The following is a 19,089-nucleotide window of genomic DNA, read 5'->3' on the forward strand; positions in this document are numbered from 1 at the left end:
TGCACAATTCCTGCGGCGAAACAATGACGCCGCAGCCATGTGCAGAAGATGCCTCGACCACCCGGCTCAGGCCGTCAAAGCTGATCCGTGCCGAGATTGATGTCGCCAAGCGTGCGGAAGGTCAGGCGAGCCCCGATCGACCAGTCGCTCGCAGTCTCGTTTTCCGGGTCGAACTCGTCTGTATAGGCAAACGTGAAGACCATGCATTCGTCGGCATAGGATATACCGACGCTTCTGCTGTTGAGCGCGCTCTCATCGAGGTCCCAGGCAAGCGAGCCGAAGGCAGTCCAGTACTCGCTGACCTTGATCGAGCTTGACGTGCTGAGCTCGTCATTGGCTTCGGTGAACCCGTATTCGGGCTGGGCGGCGATCTGCGAATAGATGAGCGAGGTCTGAAAGCGGTCGTTGGAATACGACATGCTTGCGTCCGTACGCTGCAGATCCCAAGATTCTTCGTCAAACCGAGCATTGGTCGTCAAAGATATGCCGTTCGGCAGGTCGATGCCGGCCATGGCGACATAATCCGAGACATCGGTTTCGAGGCCCGAATTCGCGCCGGCATTGACGAGGTCCTTGGTCGCGAAGGAGTTCAGGCCAGCAATGTGGTAGGACTGGCCGAAGATGCCGCGCAGGCCGATGCCGTTGTCGAAGCTGCCGGTGTAGCGGATGCCGACATTGGCGCGGGTGCCGCCTTCAACGCGGTCATATCCCGAGAACTTGTCACGCTCGAACAGGTTTGTCGCATCGAAGACAAAGCTCTGGGCGTCTTCGTTCGGCAGCATGCCTGCCAGCTGCTCATCATTGCGCGCGTAGATCTGCGCGATCGGTTCGACGATATGGCTGCTGTTGGTCGTCGAGAACAGGATAGGATAGCGGGCTTCAAGCCCGGCCGTCATCATGTGGCGCGTCTCGAAGGACTCGGACGTATAGTCGCCCGCATAGCCGGTCGGCGAATCCATGTCGAGGCCGTAGGCATCGCCGCGCGCAGCAAGGAGCGGCGTCAGCTGCAAGCCCCCTGGCACACTGAAGGTTCTCTTCCATTCGAGTTCACCGCTGAGGCGGGTGGAAGCGCCTTCGAGGCCACGGTAGCGGACGAGGTCGGTGACGCCGTCGCCATTCGTGTCGACATCCACAAAGTCGGACTTGAAGCGGGCCAGCGACGTGAAGTTCATGTTGCCAGACAGCTGTCCGCCGGCGATCGGCTCGGGCGCATAATAGGCATAATCGACCGTGGGAATGACGGTCGGCTGTTTCTTCTCGGCGGTGTTTTCGGTGTCGGCGTCCTGGACGTCGAAATAGTAACCGCGCATATCGAACGAGTTACGCTTGCCGCGGCCGGTCAGGTAGACCTGATTGGTGTGCGTGTCCTCGCCGAAGCCTTCCAGCTTGTAGGTCTTCGCGAAATTGTTGTCGCTCTGGAACATGACATCCCAGCCGAACGACCAGCGCGGATTGATCTGGAAGGCTCCCTTCGAGCCGACCATGCCGCGCAGGTCGCGATTCGAGTCGCTCGTGCCTGCCGAGAACTTGTCGCTGTTCATCTGGTCGATGCCGGCGAAGTGCAGCGATGCCTGGCCCTTTTCGAAACGCTGGCGGATCTCGGCCTCGAGCAGCACGCCCTGACTGGTGAAGCCGGTCGCCTTCACGGTCGCGTCACGCTGGTTCGAGATCGCGAAATAGTAGGGAACGGTCAGGCCGAAGCCGAGATTCTCCGAGAACCGCATCTGCGGAAACAGGAAACCCGACTTCCGTTTTACGGTATGGTCCGGGACTTCAATGAACGGCAGCACGGCGAGCGTATGCCCGAAGAGCTCGAATCGCGCTTTCTCGAGGCGGACCGTATGCTTCTTGCCGTTCTGGATGACGCGCTCGGCCTTGACTTGCCAGAGCGGCGGACGGTCCGGATTGTCCGCGCACGGCAGGCAGGCCGTGTAGACGCCCTTGTGGAGAATCATGTCCGTGTCGTTCACCCGTTCGCCGCTTTCAGCGGCGAGACGGGTGTTGTCGCTCGTCTCGATTCTCAGGGTCTTGACGAAGCCCTCGGCGAAATTGTCGGTGACATCGAGCGTATCGGCATAGATGCGGTTTCCGGTCGGCTCGACCAGTTCGATATTGCCCGATGCGGTCACGCGACCGGTTGCCTGGTCATAGACGACCTGCCGGGCCACCATCTGGTAGCCCCCGTAATTAATCTGCACAGCGCCAGTCGCGGTGATGCGTTGCGAATCCTTGTCGTAGACAAGTTCGTTTGCGGCCAGAAGGAGCTTTGTTTCTGCGGGAAGATTCGGCTCGAGGGAACGCAGCTGAGTGTCCTCCTGCGCGTGGACGACCACGGCGGAAGACATCAACGCACACACGGCGGCACCCGTCAGCAGGGCTATTGCTAGCCTTCTGATATTCTTGCGGTCACTTACCGCCACTAACCATCCTCCTGATGAAGCAGAATTGTCGCTCCCACCGCCAAAGCCACGACGACTGGGACCCAGGCCGCAACGAACGGAGGCACGACACCGCTGCTTCCGAATGCCTTAACAAGCACGGTTACTACATAAAGCACGAAGCCTGACAGGATTCCACCCAGAATCGCCGAACGCGATTGGTTGAACCTGCTGAATTTGAGCGAAACGGTTGCGGCGATCAACGTCATTGCGACCAGAAGGAAGGGTAGCGAGAGCAGTGAATGGAACTGCGTTTCGAGTGCCTTTGTCGATACGCCGAAGGATTTTGCCACTGCGATTTTTTCCGAAAGGTCATAAAAAGCAACGGTCTCCGGCTGCGCGAGACGCTCCTGGACGAATTCCTGTTTCAGATTGGTACTGACTTTGGCTGTGGCGAGCCTTGTGGGTATTTCGCCCGGCCGCGTTTCCGTAACTTCGGTAAGCAACCAGTAACCATGTTCCAACTTTGCCGACTGGGCATCCTGTCTCAGAATGATGCGACCGTCGCTGTCGAAATGAATGAGGGTTGCGTCGACAAGGAAGGTTCCGTCCTCGAGAACGGTCTGCGCACCGATCACCACGTCGGTATTGCCGCTGATCTGCCTGAGCCACGGCACGGCATTCGCGGATTTCGGGCTGTCGCTGTCGCGGGAACTCGCCTCGATGAACAGGGCCTGCCTCTGTCCCCAGGCCGCGAGTGGATTGACCAGCAGGGTGGTGGCAAGTCCGACCAGCAAGGCGCCGAACAGGAAGGGCGTCATGAACTGCCAGACCGATATGCCGGCAGCGCGCGCCACGACCAGTTCCGACTTTCGGTTGAGTGCAATCAGCGTCGTCATCCCGACGAAAAGCGTGATGAAGGGGATCGTCTGCTGCAGGATGAGGGGCAGGCGCAACGCCGTCAGCCAGAGAAGGCCCCAGACCGAAAAGAATCCGCGCCCGGCCAGCCGGCCGGAGTTCTCGCTGAAGTCGATGAGGAAGATGATGGCGACCACCCCGGTCAGAAACCAGAGCATTGTCAGTGCATAGCGCCTGAAGAAGTAGCGGCCGAGCGTCGTAATCATCACGCCGAGCCCTTAGTGGAGGATCGGCGGTTTAGGAACGGCGCGGTCGCCATATTCCACAGTCGCGTGAAAACTGCATTGAGCCAGCGCGGCATCCGCAACGACTTGCCCCGATAGAGCAGGTAGGCGGCATATCCGCCGGTGACGATCGGAACGGCATAGACCAGCGGCACGAAATTGGCCGACCCTTCAACCAGCTTCACGGTGTAGTTCGAGATCCAGTAGATGCCGAGCGACAGCGTCAGCGCCGTTGCCATGGGGTGTACACGCGCCTCGCGATGCGAGCGTGCGTTGCCGCACAGAACGAGCGAAATCAGGGCAAAGACGAGCGGCAGCATCCAGTTGCTCATGCGGCGGTGCAGTTCGCTGCGATAATCGCCGATCTTTCTCGCGACGTCAGGATCGCTCATGTCGGGATTGAGCAGGAAGGAGAGGTCGCGGTCGATAGCGTTGAGTCGCGCCTGCCCGCGTGTCTGGGACAGGTCCGAAAGGTCGAAGGAATAGGAATCGAAGCGCACCACCGAGACTTCGCCGGTCAGTGACTTCCGGTGCACTTCGCCGTCTTTCATGATCAGCGCCGTGCCGTTCGTGTCGACGGCGCCTTCGCGCGCATAGTAGATGAGCGAATAGGCCGGATCGCGCGAATCGGCGACGAACAGGCCGCGCAGGATGCGGCCCGAAAGGCGCTCCGAGATCTGCACGTAAAGTCCGTCCTCGATCTTGCGGAAATTCTTCTCCTCGATGACGGTCGACAGGAGGTCGGCATAGGCCGCCGCGATCATCTGGCGTGCGCCGACACGCAGCTTCGGCTCGGCGAAGTTCGCCATCAAAAAAGAGAACACGCTGAGCACGATTGCGAAGACGACGAGCGGGCGGTTGATGATGCTGCGCGGCGCACCGGCCGCGTCGATCACGGCCAGTTCCGAATCGTTGTTCATTGCCGTCAGCGTCTGGGTGATGCCGATCACCACCGCGAAAGGCAGCACGGCCGGAACGAGGGTCGGCAGGATGAGGGTCGCAAGCTTCATGAACGAACCGACCGATTGTCCGCTGTCCGTCACCAGGTTGATTCGTGCCAACACCTGCGTTGTCCAGATGATCGCCAGCACCGGCAGGAGCGCGGTGAGGAACATCTGGCCGACACGCCGCAGGATGTAGAGTTCGAGAAGCTTCATTCGGTTCCCTGAAGACTGCGTTTCCGACGCATGTCCGCGAATAAGGACAGGCTCTCTCTACGACGCTTGAAGCAATTTGGCGACAGGCCGTGACGGGATTTCACCATCGTCAGAGGGTGTTTTTTCGGACGCGCGCTATTTCGAACACGGCAAGCAGCACCGCGAAGACGGCGGGTGATGAAAGCCAGCCGAGCACGACATCGGAAAGATAGTGACCGCCGAAGGAGACGCGGAACGCCGGTGTCACCAGCGATACCGCGATCAAGGCGGGACCAAAGACCGGGCGCATCTTTACCGGCAGGAGGGGGATGAGGCAGATCAGCCATCCGGCCCCCGCTGCCTCCCCGGAGATGAAGGAGCAGTTGTTCTCGCAGCCGCCCGCAAAGGAGCCGGCGGGCATGAAGGGCAGTTCACCGCCGAAGACGTCGGTCTGGTGCGGCCGCGGCCGTCCGGAAAAGCTCTTGAGCAGCAGGTTGACGAGCACGTAGGGACCGAGGAACAGAGTAAGCAGTGCGATCGAATGGTCGCGCACCTTCTTCGGCTGGAAGGTCGCGCCGTGATGCTGCAACGCCCTGATGAGGGCCACGATCACGATCACTGCCGCAAATGAAGGAATGTAGAAGAGCACCTGCCTCAGGAACACGAACAAAGTGTCGCGCTGATAGGGAAAGTCTCCACAGACAATGCCGTCCGCCGCTCCTTCTGCGCAAGCCGTCGCCTCGAAGAAGGCGGCGCTCATTGCAACATCCAACGCAGGCAGGAAATGGAATGCGGCCAGCAGGAGCAGCCACACGGAAAGAAGCACGAGCGCCAGGATCACCGCCCGCCGGGCATCCCGGTCGCGATGGACCGCCTCGATGAGGGTGGTGTGTGTCTGCTTCGGCAAGGGCTTTCCCGTTTGCAAGTGTGGAATGCGTCGGCCCACCGGGCTGAGGGCGGCCGGAAACTACCCGCACATCGCTTGACCTGACAAGAGGCCCGCGATCACTGCCGCGTGAGGCGGGGATTGTCGAGCCGATCGCCGTGGTTTTCCTTGCCTTCCGGTCGGAAAAGGACATGATCGCGGTCCATTCCTGTATTTTCTTTGCCCTATGGAGTAGCCATGTCCAGCAAGATCGAAATCGCCTTTTCCAAGTCCCAGCGTATCACCGGCGGCCTCGCTGTGCTGCTGAAGACCGCAGAGGCCGAGGCGCCGTCTGGTGCTGCCGAAGCTGATCCGGCGGGCGTGTTTACCCGGGCGGCGAAGATCGGCGGCTTCACGGGCAAGTCCATGTCCACCCTCGACATCGTTGCTCCGCACGGCTCGGAAGCTGACCGCATCCTGGCAATCGGCCTCGGCAAGACGGCCGCCGTCTCCGGCCACGACTGGCTGAAGGCGGGCGGCAAGGCTGCCGCCGCGTTGAAGGGTGTGGAAAAGGCGACGATCTTCCTCGATGTCGCCGGCCTCGACGTGTCTTCGAAGGCAGCGGCCGACTTTGCGCTTGGCTTGTTGCTGCGCTCCTACAAGTTCGACATCTATAAGACCAAGAAAAATGGCGAGGACGATGACGCCAAGTCAAATGACAAGGCCGTCAAGGTCACGATCGTCACGGCCGAAGCTGCGGCAGCCAAGAAGGCCTTCGCTGATGCCGAGGCGGTGGCCGACGGTGTTATCCTCGCCCGCAATCTGGTCAACGAGCCGGCAAACGTGCTCGGGCCGGAAGAGTTCGCGGCGACGGCGAAGAAGCTGGAGTCTCTTGGCGTCGAGGTCGAGGTTCTCACCGAAAAGGACATGAAGAAACTCGGCATGGGCGCTCTTCTCGGCGTCGCCCAGGGCTCGGTCCGCCCCCCGCGCCTCGTCGTCATGCAGTGGAAAGGCGGCAAGGCCAAGGAGAAGCCGGTCGCCTTCGTCGGCAAGGGCGTCGTCTTCGATACCGGCGGCATCTCGATCAAGCCGGCCGCCGGCATGGAGGAGATGAAGGGCGACATGGGCGGAGCGGCCGCCGTGACCGGCCTGATGCATGCGCTCGCAGCCCGCAAGGCGAAGGCCAATGTCGTGGGCATTATCGGTCTGGTGGAAAACATGCCGGACGGCAATGCCCAGCGTCCGGGTGACATCGTCACCTCGATGTCCGGCCAAACGATCGAGGTCATCAACACCGACGCCGAAGGCCGCCTCGTGCTGGCCGATGCGCTCTGGTACTGCAACGACCGTTTCAAGCCGGCTTTCATGGTCAATCTCGCGACGCTCACCGGGGCGATCCTGGTGGCACTCGGCAATCTGCATGCCGGCCTCTTCTCGAACGACGATGCGCTGGCCGATAAGCTGTTGGCTGCAGGGCTCGTCACCAACGAACGCCTGTGGCGGATGCCGATGGGCAAGGACTACGACAAGATGATCGACTCGAAGTTCGCCGACATGAAGAACTCAAGCGGCCGCCACGCGGGTTCGATCACCGCTGCACAGTTCCTCAAGCGTTTCGTCAAGGATACCCCATGGGCTCATCTCGATATTGCCGGCACTGCGATGGATTCGCGCGCCGACGAGATCAACCAGTCCTGGGGATCGGGCTACGGCGTCCGGCTCCTCGATGAGCTGGTTCGCACCAACTACGAAGCGTGACGACAGGCAGGGCAGGGACTTTGGCCGAGATCCTCTTTTATCATCTGACGGAATCCAAGCTTGAGGATGCCTTGCCTCCGCTCCTGGAAAAGAGCGTCGAGCGGGGCTGGAGGGTGGCGGTGCAAACGCCCGAAGCCAGCCGCCGCGACGCGCTCGACGCCCATCTGTGGACTTTCCGGGAAGAGAGCTTCCTGCCGCACGCTACCGATGCGTCGGAAGGGGCTGAGAGTCAGCCTGTTCTTCTGACCACCGGACCGGACAATCTGAACGGCGCGAGCGTCCGCTTCCTCGTCGACGGTGCCGAGCCGCCGGAAACACTGGACTACGATCGCGTCGTCTTCGTCTTCGATGGCCACGACCAGCCGCAGCTCGAAAGCGCACGCGGTCACTGGAAGACGTTGAAGGTGGCTGGACACAAGCTCACCTATTGGCAGCAAAACAACGAGGGCCGCTGGGAAAAGAAGGCCTGACCGACGCTGCTCCTCAGATGGCGGAGTCCGAAGCGCCGACCCTGCGCAGATGTGGCACCCTAGAGAAGTTCGACAGCGTTTCCGACGCGCGGTCGGGACAGCGCCGTGCTGCCGAGATGGTAACTTTCGAGCCCGGTGACCTTGGAAAGCAAGGACGTGAAGACGGTGGTGAGGTTGTAGTCGACAACGGTCACGACCATCTGCACGCCGCTCTCCGCGATCGTCGCGGGAATGGCGACGGGCGAGGCCGCACCCTTGGACAGGGCGGCGGTGTGGTAGCCATAGGACCACGCGACGGTTGCGGTGCCTGTCGAGCTCACATTGAGGACCGAGACCTGTACCTTGAGGGCCGTCGCGTCGAAGGGCGTGAGCATGCTCGATGTGCCCTCGACCAGTGTCTGGATCGATGACGCGGTCCAGGTCGGTTCCTGCGATGTTATATCGCTTGTCGTCGTGGCGATCTGGTTGAGGCGACGGTTGACCATCAGTGCTTCACCGAGATCGAGCGTTGCTGCGAAGAGCGCGATGATCAGCGGCAGAAGGAGTGCGAATTCCAGACCGGAGATGCCACTTCGGTCGGACATCAACTGACCGAGCAGAGAGCGTTTCCGGGTCGTCATTCTCCGCTGGCAGTCTGGGACGTGGGGATGATCGGACATCAAAAGGGCTCGTTTCGGAAGAGGGCGGCGGCGGCCAGAACGTAGCGTCCGTCCTGCAGCGTGTGGGCCTTGATCCCCGCGAAAGCGAGGGTGCTGTCCCAGGGCAGGTAGGCCTGTATCAGGACATAGTCCCCCGATCCGCCAGGGGAGAAACTTTCCTGAACGCTGAGCACGCCATTCTGCACGCCGGATTTGTAGCTGCGCGAAGAGAAATCGCTCATGACCTGCGTACTGACGAGCAGGGTATCGGAGCAGCCGAACGAGAATGTCATGTTCTCGCAGACGCGAGCCTTGAATTTTTGCAGGTCCCAGCTGTTGGACGCCGCCGCGCCAGTCCTGACCTCGCGGGCCGTTCGTTGCAGTGCCGAATCGAGGCCGCTGTCGATGAAGAACATCAGCGATACTTCGAGGATGGCGAAGACAAGCATCAGAAAGGGCATAGCCAGCAGCGCGAACTCGATCGCGGCCGCGCCCTTTTCGTCGCGCAACAGTCTCTGGTGAAGCCGCATGTCCGCTCTCCTAGTTGGTCAGTCGGACCTTGGCGACATATTGCTGGAAGAGCTTGGAAAGCCCGGCTTCGATCTCCGACGAGGAGTCCGCCTGGATGAACAGGTCGCTGCTGGAAGCGCACTCTTCAAGCGCCACCGGGATGTATTCCTGCCGCGGCTTGCTCTTGTAGGCAGACTTGATCGTACCTCCCCAGACGGACGCGAACACGCTGGTCGACATCTTCTCGCCGACAGTGACGTTGTAACCCCAGTCGTAGGTCATCGGCAGATATTCGGTATAGAGCACGCCGAAGCTGGCATCGAGGTTCTTGACGTCGTCACACCAGCGCGGATTGAGCGGCGTCGTCGCCTTGCGCAGACTGTCGACCGCAGTCGGGAAGCGGATGCCGCTCGACGTCTGGTGGACCCAGTTGCGCTCGGATTGCACCCCGTCCGTCAGCATCAGCACGAGCTTCAGCGGAGCGCTTGCGGTGCGGCCGTCGCCGGCGGTGCCGACCATCTTCTTGAGGGCCGTCAGAGAGTAGTCGAAATAGGTGGCCGCAGCCGATGTCGCGCTGTTCAGTCCGGCGGAGTTGTCACTCAGCTTCTTGCGCGCATCGGTCGTCGAGAAGGTCGGGGAGAGCACTTCCGTTGCCGTCTGGCCGACCGAATAGAGACCGACCTTGATGCGGTTGTGCGAGCTGTCATAGCGGTCGATCATGTCGAGCACTTCCTTGACCGCGTCGAGGGCAACATCGGTGCGCAGTTGTACGCCCATCGCTTTCGCCAGCGCGTAGTTGGTCGAGTAGGTCTTGCCATTATAGGTGTGGGAGCCCTCGGACACGTGGCAGGCAAAGGCGCAGCCTGCAGTGTTGAGCATTGCCGTCTGCCCGGCGCTGGTCGCAGCCAGCATCATCGAGGCTGACTTGTCGAGCACGATATAGACGTTGAGGAAGGATTCCCCCGGTCCGGCGACGGTTGAACTGACGCTGACGTCGACCTGCTTGATGTCGGCGATCTTGAGGAGAGTGGTCGGCACCGCGACCCGCGCCATCGCACTGATCTTCTGGCCGCTGGTGTCGATATCGATATCATCAAGCAGATAGCCGCTATCGGTGAGGTCGGTCTGGGCCGCAAACCAGTCCTTCACACGCTTCTCGATTGCTGCGTCATTCAGCGTTCCGACGCTCCGCACCGCCGCCAGCAGCGCGGTGTCCAGGTCGGCCTGCATCTTGGTTCTGACGTTGTAGGCGCGGACATAGTCGAGGCTCATCCCCACCGCGGTGATCACCGGAACGAGCAGCAGGGCGAAGGTTATGGCGATGTTGCCGCCGCGATGGGCGAGAAATTTCCGCAACTGACGTGTCATACACAATACCGACTGTGAAGCGCTCGATGCGCGGAGAGATATATCGGGGCGGATGATAGTGCGGCGCCGTTACACTTGAGTTAATCGCCCGGTTGAAGCGGTTTCTGGACCGAAATGACAAAGCGAGAGCCAGAGCTGATAGGCCAATTTTGGGCTTGATCGAGTTTGAAGTGTCCAAGGTAAAGCGGCGTTATTATTTGAACCGCTAATCCCGTTGAAAGTGCGGGCGTTTCTATATTTGCGACATCTTTAATATGATAAAACTGGCTTTCTTGTTGATTGGAGGCAGGGCTTTCCGTGAGGATTGGTGGGAGCCCGCCGTAGCGGGCCTGCTGACCATTGCACTTGGCTTTGCTGTCATCGCCGACGTTTCTGACGGCTTAACCACGCTGGCGACGCAGCTGTTTGGTCTGCTTTTCCTCATCCAGGGACTCATGGCGCTTTTCGGAATGGCGTTTCGCACGACAAATGCCGGCCGCAATGCCGAGCGTGTAAAGGCGGGCGTGATGCTGGTGCTGGGCGCCATGATCCTCGACCCGTCCATGCGCAGCGAACCCATCCTCAACTGGCTCTTTGCCGCCGGCCTCGTCATCGACGGTCTGTCACGCCTTGCAACCGTCGCGCTCGTGCGGTTTCGCCGGTGGGGCCATGCCCTGATCGCCTGCAGTTTCGAGATTTTGCTGGCCGTATTGATTGTGAGCGAGTGGCCGCTGCCGTCGCGGCTCAACATTCCGCTCTGCGTCAGCCTGCTGCTGGTGATGTCGGGCATCACGATGGTGCGCCTGGCATTCACGCTGAGGCGGCACAACGTGGAGGAACCGCTCTACGCCCACCCGATGTTCTGCGTCCGCGGCTGGAACGATAATGTGCGCCATCTTCCCGACGATCCGGTCCGCACCAGTCGGTACCGGACCATGCGCGTGCTGGTCTGGACACCGGCCGGTGCCGTCGAGATGCAACCGCGTCGACCCATCATCGATCGTTATCTTGCGGCCCTCGATAAGCATGGCGAGCTGTCCATCGGGCATGCGGCAATCGAAATGGGCCCGGATTTCTATCTCAGCCATTGGCCGGCGAACGAGATCGATCCGGGCGAATGCCAGGTGACCGAAGTCCTCTATGCCGGAGCGGACAACGACGTGCCGGGCCTGTTCCAGCCGTCCTACGAGCACGAATGCAATATCTGGACGCCGGCCGATGAGGAGATCGTCTTCACTCGCCTTGACCCTGCGCATCTCGAGGGTTTCATCCGGGGCTACTGCGAACATTCCACCTATAATGTCACCAACCGAAACTGCTCGATCGCGGTTGCCGGTGCGCTGGAGGCAGGCCTCGAAGCCAGCCTCGAATGCCGCTCGCCCTGGCTCAGATTGTGCCGGCTCATGCTGACGCCATCGCTGTGGGAGGCGGCCTATATCCGGTCCCGCGCTGCCCATCTTTGCTGGACGCCAGGCCTGGTGCTCGATTATGCGCGGGCCTTGCAGCGCCTCGTCGAGCCCACCCATGTTCCCTGGCCTGTGCGCCTGTTTCAGGGCCTGCGACTTCGCGCCGTCAGCATGCTCGGCCGGGAGATCGCCCGATGACGCCGACCTTCGAACCCGCGCAGGGCTCCTCCGATATCGTGTCGCGTGCCGCCGTCATCGCGACGGCCGCCATGTTCGGTCTGACCTACTCGCTGAGCGCCCCGCTGATCGCGATGGATATGGCGCGTCAGGGCGCCGGCGAAACGATGATCGGCGTGAACGCTGCGATGCACGCGGTTGGCGTCCTGATCACTGCGCTGTTTCTTCCCCGGCTTGTCGCCCATCTTGGCCCGAGGCGTCTCATCCTCTTGTCACTCGTCGCCTCGGCCTGTGTGCTTGTCGCCTTCGGGCTGGTCTCGAACATGTGGCTGTGGTTCCCCTTGCGCCTGCTGCTCGGAATGGCGGCCGAAGCTCTGTTCGTCGTCTCCGAGACCTGGATCAACGCACTGAGCACGGAGAACACGCGGGCAAGGGCGATGGCCGCCTATACCGCCGCGCTGGCACTCGGCCTAGCGCTCGGGCCGCTCATCCTGTCGCTGGTCGGGGCCGAGGGCACGCTGCCCTTCGTCATCGGAGCCGTTGTCTCGTTGTGCTCGGCGGGACTGGTCCTTGCTCCGGCGGTGCGCGCGCCGCCCTTCGAGAAGCCGAGCTCGGGAAATCCGCTGCGGTTTCTCGGGATCGCGCCGGTTGCGATCGGTGCGATCACCCTCAATGCGGCCGTCGAATCCGCCGGTCTGTCCTTCCTGGCACTCTACGCGATCGGGCTGGGCTGGCAGGCGGAGGACGCGGCCCGGCTGATGTTCGTCATGATGTTCGGAGCGATCGTTCTTCAGCTTCCGATCGGCTGGCTGGGCGACATGGTCGACCGCGGCAAGCTGATCGTCGGCTGTGCGGTTCTTGCCACCCTCGGCGCGGCGCTCTGGCCCTGGGCGCTCCATTCGGAGCTCGCCACCTACGTGCTGCTTTTCGTCTGGGGCGGCGTGTTCGTTGGGATCTATACCCTGACGCTGACGGTGGTCGGCAGCCGCTTTTCGGGCGGCGATCTCGTCGGCATCTATGCCCTGATGGGGTTGACCTGGGGAGCCGGCGCACTGGTAGGGCCGCTTCTCGCGGGTTTCTCCATGCAGGCAGGCACGCATGGTCTTGCTGTCTTCGCCGCCGTCGCCTGCGGTCTCTTCGCAGTGACCGCCATTTTCCGCCGCGACGGCTGACAGGACGATTTGGGCACGAGGCGGGAGATTATCCCGCCATCGCTTCTTCGTATTCCGTGGAGAGTTCCAGCCACTGTTCCTCGGCGGCCGCGAGTTTTGCGGCTGCCTCACCGCGCTGCTTTGCCTTGTCGGCAGCCTTGGCGGGCGACTTCTCGTAGAGCACCGGGTCTGCAAGTTCCGCATCAAGACCCTGAATCAATGTCTCCAGCTTCTTGGTTAGCGACTCGATTTCATTGATCTTTTTCTTCAGCGGCGCGAGCGAGGCGCGCCGGTCGGCCGCCGCCTTCCGCTGGTCGGCCTTGTTGACCTGCTCCTGGGAGCTCTCGGCCTTGTCCTTCTCGTCCTTCTTCTTGCCGGACGACACGATGAGGCTGCGATATTCCTCCATGTCGCCGTCGAAGTTCGTGACCGTGCCGTTGTTGACGAGCCACAGCCGGTCGACCGTCGCCTCGATCAGGTGCCGGTCGTGGCTGATCAGGATGACCGCGCCGTCATAGTCGTTGAGCGCGGCGATCAGTGCCCGGCGGCTGTCAATGTCGAGGTGGTTGGTCGGTTCGTCGAGGATCAGCAGGTTCGGCGCGTGGAACGCGGCGAGCCCCATCAGCAGCCGCGCCTTCTCGCCGCCGGAAAGATCCTTGGCGGCAGTCGCCATCTTCTCGGTAGCAAGGCCCATCTGCGCGACACGGGCGCGAACCTTCGCTTCCGGTTCGAGCGGCATCAGGCGGCGCACGTGGTCGACCGGTGTCTCGTTCGGGATCAGGTCGTCGAGCTGGTGCTGGGCGAAGAAGCCGACCGACAGGCTCGGCGGCTGCTTCATCTCGCCGCCCTGCAATTGCAGTCGCCCGGCAATCAGCTTGGCGAAGGTCGACTTGCCGTTGCCGTTCGAGCCGAGGAGCGCGATGCGGTCGTCGTTGTCGATCCTGAGATTGATGTTCTTGAGGATGGGCTTGCCCGTCTCGTAGCCGACCGCGCCGCCATTGATGGCGACGATCGGCGATGCCGGCTGCTTTTCCGGCTTGGGGAAGCTGATCGGCTGGACATGGTCCTCGACCACCGCCGCGACAGTCCCCATTCGCTCCAGCGCCTTGACGCGGGACTGCGCCTGCTTGGCCTTCGAGGCCTTGGCCTTGAACCGGTCGATGAAGCTCTGCAGGTGCTTGCGCGCCGCGTCGTTCTTGGCCTTGGCCTTCATCTGCAGCTCGTCAGCCTCGGCCTTCTGCCGCTCGAACTGGTCATAGCCACCGCGATAGAAGGTGAGCTTCTTCTGGTCGAGATGCACGATCGAGTTGACCGCATTGTTCAACATGTCGCGGTCGTGGCTGATCACGATCACGGTGTGCGGATAGCGCCGGACATAGTCCTCCAGCCACATCGTGCCTTCGAGGTCGAGATAGTTGGTCGGCTCGTCGAGCAGCAGCAGGTCCGGTTCGGCAAACAGCACGGCTGCCAGCGCGACGCGCATGCGCCAGCCCCCGGAAAAGGACGATGCCGGGCGCAACTGCGCTTCATGATCGAAGCCGAGGCCGGAAAGGATGGTGGCAGCGCGCGCTTCCGCCGAATGGGCGCCGATGTCCGAAAGCCGCGTCTGGATCTCGGCGATCCGGTGCGGGTCGCTCGCAGTCTCGGCCTCGGCGATGAGGGCGGCGCGTTCCTTGTCTGCAGCCAGAACGATCTCGATCAACGGCTGCTCGGTGCCGGGGGCTTCCTGCGCCACCTGGCCGATGCGGGCGTTCTTCGGGATGGAGATCGATCCCGACTCAGGCGAGAGATCGCCGGTGATGATCCTGAACAGGGTCGATTTGCCCGCGCCGTTGCGACCCACGAGGCCGGCCTTGGTGCCGGAGGGCAGAGACACGGTTGCGTGGTCGATCAGCAGGCGCCCGGCAATGCGGGCCGTAATGTCGTTGATGGTAATCATGGCCTTGGCTTTTCGCCGAACTGGCGGGCAAAGGCAAGCGGGGCGGGGAGGCTCCGGCGGGTGTGCCGCCAGAGCAGGTCGTCAGGTTGCGCAGGCGCAACAGCGGGAAGCGGTTGCGTCAGGCCACGTGGCGCCCGATGTGGCGGCCGTGCCGTTCGAGCGGATACCCGCAGATCGGCTGGCGCGGATTGGCGCGTGCGCCATTCAGCGCGGCCTCCGCATGGGCAAAAAGCTGCATCGGCTGATCCGCGTCGTTGCAGAGGGCAAAGCCGATGGACAGGCCGAGCCCGCCATGGGTGGAGCCGTGCTCGGTGGCGAAGACGAGATTGTTCTCCACGGCCGCATGCAGGCGTTCGGCGATGGTGAAGGCATCCTCGCTCGAAACCCCGCTCAAGAGGAAGGCGAAGTCGTCTCCGTCGACGCGGGCGACGAAATCATGCTTCTTGATCGTCTTGCGGAAGATTGCCGCCAGCCGCTGCAGGAGACGGTTGCCCGCGTCTTCGCCGAACTGGTGGTTGATCGAGCGAAAGTCATCGATATCGACGATCAGAAGGGCGCAATCCGCAGGGGGCACATCCTGATTGTAGAGCGCATCGAGCCGGTTCATGAACGCGATGCGGTTCGGCAGGCCGGTCAGCCGGTCCTTCTCGGTGGCGGTTCGCGCGGCTTCGACCGCACGACTCGCGCCCTCGATCTGCTGAAGACCGGCCTTGAGCTTGAGCCCGAGTTCCGTCTCGGCATGGAGAAGGTCACCGGTCGCCGCGTTGAGGAAGTCGAGTTCGGCGATGAGTTCAGCGATGCCGCGGTTTTCGTCTTCGCGGATCGAGCCGAGGATCGTTTCGAGCGCCCGTGCGAAGGTCTGCTTGTGCAAGACGCCGAGGGACACCTGCTCCGCGATCTTCTCGAGCACGCTCGAGGTTTCCGACTGGAGCTTCTCCTCGGCAAGCCCGCAATGGCTGACGAGGCGATGCTTGAGGCCGATCTGGTCGAGGTCATGCTGGCTCGGCCGCTGGCCGAGCGACGCGAAGTCGCGGGCGAGCCCCGGGTGGCGGCCGCTCAGGGCCTCGTGCACCAGTTCGTAGTTGCGCGGCAGCCCTCCGATCATGTGCTTGGCCATGTAGCCGGCCACCTTCTGCAACAGGTCATGCCCTGCCGCAGCGCGCTGCGCTGCGTGGTGCTGCTGTGCTGCGCTCGCATCGTTGTGCATGGCAATTCCCTCATCCTGCGCCGGATTGGTCCGGTCTGTTTTCGGATGCCCGATCAGGGCCTTGCGGGCGAATGTCACCGGCATTTCTCAGAAATCGGTTAAATCCACCGGTCGATGTCGAGGCAGGGTTAACACTCGTTGAATGCCGGGGCCGGGGCGTTTCCCGTCTGGCGTTCATTCCTGCGGACACTCAACCGCTTCTACCCAATTTAATGAAATCTTAGTTAGCGCCCGCTAGTCTGATCTTGCAGCGCGACATCTGTGGGGACTGGAGGGTTCCTTTCGTCGCGAAGTGACGCCACTGAATGAGGAGCGGTGGGCGGAAGCACAAGGAGCAGCGACTATGGCTATCCAGAAGTCGATCGTCCTGGCCAATTTCGCATTTTTTCTGCTGCTCGTCGTAGCGGTCTGGGTGCGTCCTGCCGGGCCTTTCGTCCTGGTCGTGACGGACCCGCAAGCAGATGCGAGCGGGAACATGCAGGTGATCGGAGAAGCGGGCGGTCGTCTCGTGTGGTCCGGACGGTATGCATGGGTTTCGGTTGCCTATTCCGATGCAAATGATTTTGCCGGCAGGCTCATGCGCGCTGGCGCTCTCCTTGTCTTGAACCATGATTTGGCAGTTGGCTGCCTCGAAGGAAATTGACATGAATGCTCTGAACGCTCTGCGCCACAAGGCTTCGACGGGGATCGTCGCGCTCCTGTGGCTGAACCTTGCACTGATCGCGCTCCGCAACGGATTGCGGGCCGACGGCTTCGACGTCTTCGTACTCGTCGCCTCGCTTCTGATCGTCGGGTCCGCAACCGCGACCTGGATGAAGGATCGCACCGGCCCCACCACCCGTGTCGTCACGTCCATGGCCCATGCCGCGACGGTTGCGGTTCTGGTCTACAGTTTCTCCGGCTCGGCGCTGCAGATCGACATCCACATGTACTTCTTCGCCTCTCTGGCGATCTGTGCGGTCTGGATCGACTGGCGCGCCATCGTCGGCTATGCGGCGCTGGTCGCCGTTCACCACATCCTGCTCTTCTTCGTCATGCCTGTGGCTATCTTCCCGGGCGACTCGGATTTCTCCCGCGTCGTGCTGCACGCCGTCGTCCTGATCCTGCAGAGCGGCGTTCTGATCGCACTCACCCACTCGGTCGTCAGCGCCTTCATGGCGTCGGAAACGGCAGTCGAGACCGCGACGAGTGCGGAGCGCAAGGCCACCACCATGGCCGAACAGGCCCGCCAGGCCGACCGCCATGCCGAAGAGATGCGGGCGATGCGCGAAGAGGAAAAGGCACGCGAAGCCGAAGCCGTCCGCTTCGTGGTCGACAAGCTCGACGAGGCGCTGACCCAGCTTGCGGCGGGCAATGTCTCTCACCGCATCTCCGACACCTTCGCCGGTGAACTGGACAAGCTGCGTGTCTCTTTCAACACGTCTGTCGAGGGACTTGAATCGGTCATCGGCCAGGTCAGCCACGTCGTTCGCATCATCCGCGACGGCACCGGCCAGATCAGCCATGCCAACCATGACCTTTCCGCACGCACCGAGCGTCAGGCCGCTTCGATCGAGGAAACCGCAAGCGCGCTTGGCAATGTCACCGACACCGTCAAGCAGACGGCCAGCGTCGCCGACCATGTCGGCCGCATGGTCGAACACGCCCGCACCGGTGCCGAGCGTTCGGGTTCGATCGTCACCAACGCCGTCGAGGCGATGAGCAAGATCGAGACCTCCTCGCGTGAGATCGGCAACATCATCTCGGTCATCGACGAGATTGCTTTCCAGACCAACCTCCTGGCGCTCAATGCGGGCGTTGAAGCCGCTCGCGCCGGTGAGGCCGGCAAGGGTTTTGCCGTCGTCGCCCAGGAAGTTCGTGAACTTGCCCAGCGTTCGGCAAACGCGGCGAAGGAGATCAAGGCCCTGATCAACACGTCGAGCGAGCAGGTGCGCAACGGCGTCTCGCTCGTCGACGAGACCGGCAAGGCACTGCATGCGATCGCCAACGAGGTCAATGCGATCAGTCAGGAAGTCGAAAAGATCGTCCGCAGCGCACGCGAACAGTCGACGGGCCTGACCGAAATCGACTCCGCCATCGGCCATATCGACCGCAATACCCAGCAGAATGCGGCAATGGTCGAGGAATCGTCTGCCGCCATCCAGTCACTCGCCAACGAGGCATCCTCGCTGGAGCAGCTGATGGTCCGATTCCAGATCTCAGCCGGCGACAACTATACAAGGCGCCAACGCGCCGCCTGACCGGCAAACCGGATTGCCGAGACAGGAAGCCGGCGGAGCGATCCGCCGGCTTCTTCGCATTGAAGGGTACCGTAAGCGCGGCTTAAAGCCATTCCTCCCCCTGCTGGCGAAGGAAGAAGAAAAGATCGAGCGCCAGCGACGGCCTGCCCAGCGCCGTCAGTGTCATGTGTCTCTGACCAAGGTGGTGGGTCTGGTGGTTGACGTGATGCTGCTCTGCTAAGTCATGGGGCGCAGTGGTCTATCGGAAACCCCTGATATGCGCAGGCCCGATATGCGCTGGATAGCAGTGAATCGCATCAAGTTGCGTGCCATGCGTTCCCGTTGCGTTACAGCGAGACACGCGGCTCGCTGCCCGGTGTGCCTCTTCTAGGCGCAGTTCGCGCCGTGCGTTCGATCAGGCGTTAAAGTTCGAGCGTGAAATCTGGCAACGACGTCAAACCCGGCCATAGTTCTTGTTTTGCAAGAGCTTCTGTGAAAGTCCTGAATGAACTAACCCATCAGGCGCTATGCTTTGCCACTCCGTCGGGTTGCGCGATTGTAGTAGCTCGACGCCTGCTGCACAGACCGATGATGGGATTGCTCCATGGCCTCGGGTAGGGGAATGAATAGCCGCTAGATCTGTAGACGCCTTCTTCCCCAAAAACTGAGGCAAGGAGGCCTACATGGGCAAAGCCAATTTCACGGAAGAGTTCAAGCGCGATGCGGTGCGCCAGATCACAGAGCGT

At 61.8% G+C, this 19,089-nt stretch carries 15 protein-coding genes and 1 pseudogene; 6 read left to right on the forward strand and 10 right to left on the reverse strand.

The window, feature by feature from the left end:
- Nucleotides 1–74 precede the first annotated feature (74 nt).
- The 4 genes from ACX93L_RS13660 to ACX93L_RS13675 form a co-directional block, all read right to left on the reverse strand.
- Entirely contained in the window at nucleotides 75–2,420 is a 2,346-nt protein-coding gene (locus ACX93L_RS13660) for an LPS-assembly protein LptD (protein WP_459405327.1), read from the reverse strand.
- Nucleotides 2,420–3,505, reverse strand: coding sequence for an LPS export ABC transporter permease LptG (gene lptG, locus ACX93L_RS13665; protein WP_169589098.1), 1,086 nt, complete (start codon nucleotides 3,503–3,505; stop codon nucleotides 2,420–2,422). The genes ACX93L_RS13660 and lptG overlap by 1 nt, the downstream gene beginning before the upstream one ends.
- Complete coding sequence (locus ACX93L_RS13670) at nucleotides 3,502–4,677, reverse strand: LptF/LptG family permease (protein WP_459405328.1); 1,176 nt, start codon at nucleotides 4,675–4,677, stop codon at nucleotides 3,502–3,504. The genes lptG and ACX93L_RS13670 overlap by 4 nt, the downstream gene beginning before the upstream one ends.
- 109 nt (nucleotides 4,678–4,786) lie before the next feature.
- Nucleotides 4,787–5,563 carry a phosphatase PAP2 family protein gene (locus tag ACX93L_RS13675; protein ID WP_459405329.1) on the reverse strand — a complete coding sequence of 259 codons (777 nt, stop codon included), beginning with the start codon at nucleotides 5,561–5,563 and terminating at the stop codon, nucleotides 4,787–4,789.
- A gap of 216 nt (nucleotides 5,564–5,779) precedes the next feature.
- On the opposite strand from ACX93L_RS13675, the gene ACX93L_RS13680 reads away from it, so the two are divergent.
- Together ACX93L_RS13680 and ACX93L_RS13685 are read left to right on the forward strand one after the other, a co-directional pair.
- A complete protein-coding gene (locus ACX93L_RS13680; RefSeq protein WP_459405330.1) occupies nucleotides 5,780–7,279 on the forward strand; it encodes a leucyl aminopeptidase in 1,500 nt (499 codons plus the stop codon).
- A 20-nt stretch (nucleotides 7,280–7,299) separates the two neighbouring features.
- Entirely contained in the window at nucleotides 7,300–7,749 is a 450-nt protein-coding gene (locus tag ACX93L_RS13685; RefSeq protein ID WP_459405331.1) for a DNA polymerase III subunit chi, read from the forward strand.
- Between the two features lie 59 nt (nucleotides 7,750–7,808).
- Here the strand turns inward: ACX93L_RS13685 and ACX93L_RS13690 are convergent, their stop codons facing one another.
- From ACX93L_RS13690 to ACX93L_RS13700, 3 genes are all read right to left on the reverse strand, one after another.
- Nucleotides 7,809–8,333, reverse strand: a complete 525-nt coding sequence (locus ACX93L_RS13690) for a TadE/TadG family type IV pilus assembly protein (protein WP_459405332.1) — start codon at nucleotides 8,331–8,333, stop codon at nucleotides 7,809–7,811.
- 74 nt (nucleotides 8,334–8,407) lie between these two features.
- Nucleotides 8,408–8,917 (reverse strand): TadE/TadG family type IV pilus assembly protein, encoded by a 510-nt coding sequence (locus ACX93L_RS13695; RefSeq protein WP_459405333.1) that lies wholly within the window; start codon nucleotides 8,915–8,917, stop codon nucleotides 8,408–8,410.
- A gap of 10 nt (nucleotides 8,918–8,927) precedes the next feature.
- A complete protein-coding gene (locus ACX93L_RS13700; protein WP_459405334.1) occupies nucleotides 8,928–10,265 on the reverse strand; it encodes a TadE/TadG family type IV pilus assembly protein in 1,338 nt (445 codons plus the stop codon).
- Nucleotides 10,266–10,540: 275 nt separating this feature from the next.
- On the opposite strand from ACX93L_RS13700, the gene ACX93L_RS13705 reads away from it, so the two are divergent.
- Together ACX93L_RS13705 and ACX93L_RS13710 are read left to right on the forward strand one after the other, a co-directional pair.
- Entirely contained in the window at nucleotides 10,541–11,848 is a 1,308-nt protein-coding gene (locus ACX93L_RS13705) for an HdeD family acid-resistance protein (protein ID WP_459405335.1), read from the forward strand.
- Complete coding sequence (locus ACX93L_RS13710) at nucleotides 11,845–12,999, forward strand: MFS transporter (protein WP_459405336.1); 1,155 nt, start codon at nucleotides 11,845–11,847, stop codon at nucleotides 12,997–12,999. The genes ACX93L_RS13705 and ACX93L_RS13710 overlap by 4 nt, the downstream gene beginning before the upstream one ends.
- Nucleotides 13,000–13,027: 28 nt before the next feature.
- Here the strand turns inward: ACX93L_RS13710 and ACX93L_RS13715 are convergent, their stop codons facing one another.
- Together ACX93L_RS13715 and ACX93L_RS13720 are read right to left on the reverse strand one after the other, a co-directional pair.
- A complete protein-coding gene (locus ACX93L_RS13715) occupies nucleotides 13,028–14,917 on the reverse strand; it encodes an ABC-F family ATP-binding cassette domain-containing protein (RefSeq protein ID WP_459405337.1) in 1,890 nt (629 codons plus the stop codon).
- Between the two features lie 118 nt (nucleotides 14,918–15,035).
- Nucleotides 15,036–16,202, reverse strand: coding sequence for a GGDEF domain-containing protein (locus tag ACX93L_RS13720; protein WP_459405338.1), 1,167 nt, complete (start codon nucleotides 16,200–16,202; stop codon nucleotides 15,036–15,038).
- Nucleotides 16,203–16,467: 265 nt separating this feature from the next.
- On the opposite strand from ACX93L_RS13720, the gene ACX93L_RS13725 reads away from it, so the two are divergent.
- Both ACX93L_RS13725 and ACX93L_RS13730 read left to right on the forward strand, forming a co-directional pair.
- Nucleotides 16,468–16,767 (forward strand): hypothetical protein, encoded by a 300-nt coding sequence (locus ACX93L_RS13725; protein ID WP_169589076.1) that lies wholly within the window; start codon nucleotides 16,468–16,470, stop codon nucleotides 16,765–16,767.
- A gap of 1 nt (nucleotide 16,768) precedes the next feature.
- A complete protein-coding gene (locus ACX93L_RS13730) occupies nucleotides 16,769–18,364 on the forward strand; it encodes a methyl-accepting chemotaxis protein (RefSeq protein ID WP_459405339.1) in 1,596 nt (531 codons plus the stop codon).
- Nucleotides 18,365–18,446: 82 nt separating this feature from the next.
- On the opposite strand, the pseudogene ACX93L_RS13735 reads toward ACX93L_RS13730, so the two are convergent.
- Nucleotides 18,447–18,572, reverse strand: a pseudogene (locus ACX93L_RS13735) (DinB family protein); the annotation flags it as partial.
- Between the last annotated feature and the right edge of the window lie 517 nt (nucleotides 18,573–19,089).

Source organism: Rhizobium sp. CAU 1783, from assembly GCF_054551725.1.

Bases quoted from the DNA above. Each gene is read 5' to 3' on its own strand.
- ACX93L_RS13670 (WP_459405328.1), bottom strand. From the start codon at position 4,677: ATGAAGCTTCTCGAACTCTACATCCTGCGGCGTGTCGGCCAGATGTTC.
- ACX93L_RS13680 (WP_459405330.1), top strand. From the start codon at position 5,780: ATGTCCAGCAAGATCGAAATCGCCTTTTCCAAGTCCCAGCGTATCACC.
- ACX93L_RS13690 (WP_459405332.1), bottom strand. From the start codon at position 8,333: ATGTCCGACCGAAGTGGCATCTCCGGTCTGGAATTCGCACTCCTTCTG.
- ACX93L_RS13695 (WP_459405333.1), bottom strand. From the start codon at position 8,917: ATGCGGCTTCACCAGAGACTGTTGCGCGACGAAAAGGGCGCGGCCGCG.
- ACX93L_RS13700 (WP_459405334.1), bottom strand. From the start codon at position 10,265: ATGACACGTCAGTTGCGGAAATTTCTCGCCCATCGCGGCGGCAACATC.
- ACX93L_RS13710 (WP_459405336.1), top strand. From the start codon at position 11,845: ATGACGCCGACCTTCGAACCCGCGCAGGGCTCCTCCGATATCGTGTCG.
- ACX93L_RS13715 (WP_459405337.1), bottom strand. From the start codon at position 14,917: ATGATTACCATCAACGACATTACGGCCCGCATTGCCGGGCGCCTGCTG.
- ACX93L_RS13725 (WP_169589076.1), top strand. From the start codon at position 16,468: ATGGCTATCCAGAAGTCGATCGTCCTGGCCAATTTCGCATTTTTTCTG.
- ACX93L_RS13730 (WP_459405339.1), top strand. From the start codon at position 16,769: ATGAATGCTCTGAACGCTCTGCGCCACAAGGCTTCGACGGGGATCGTC.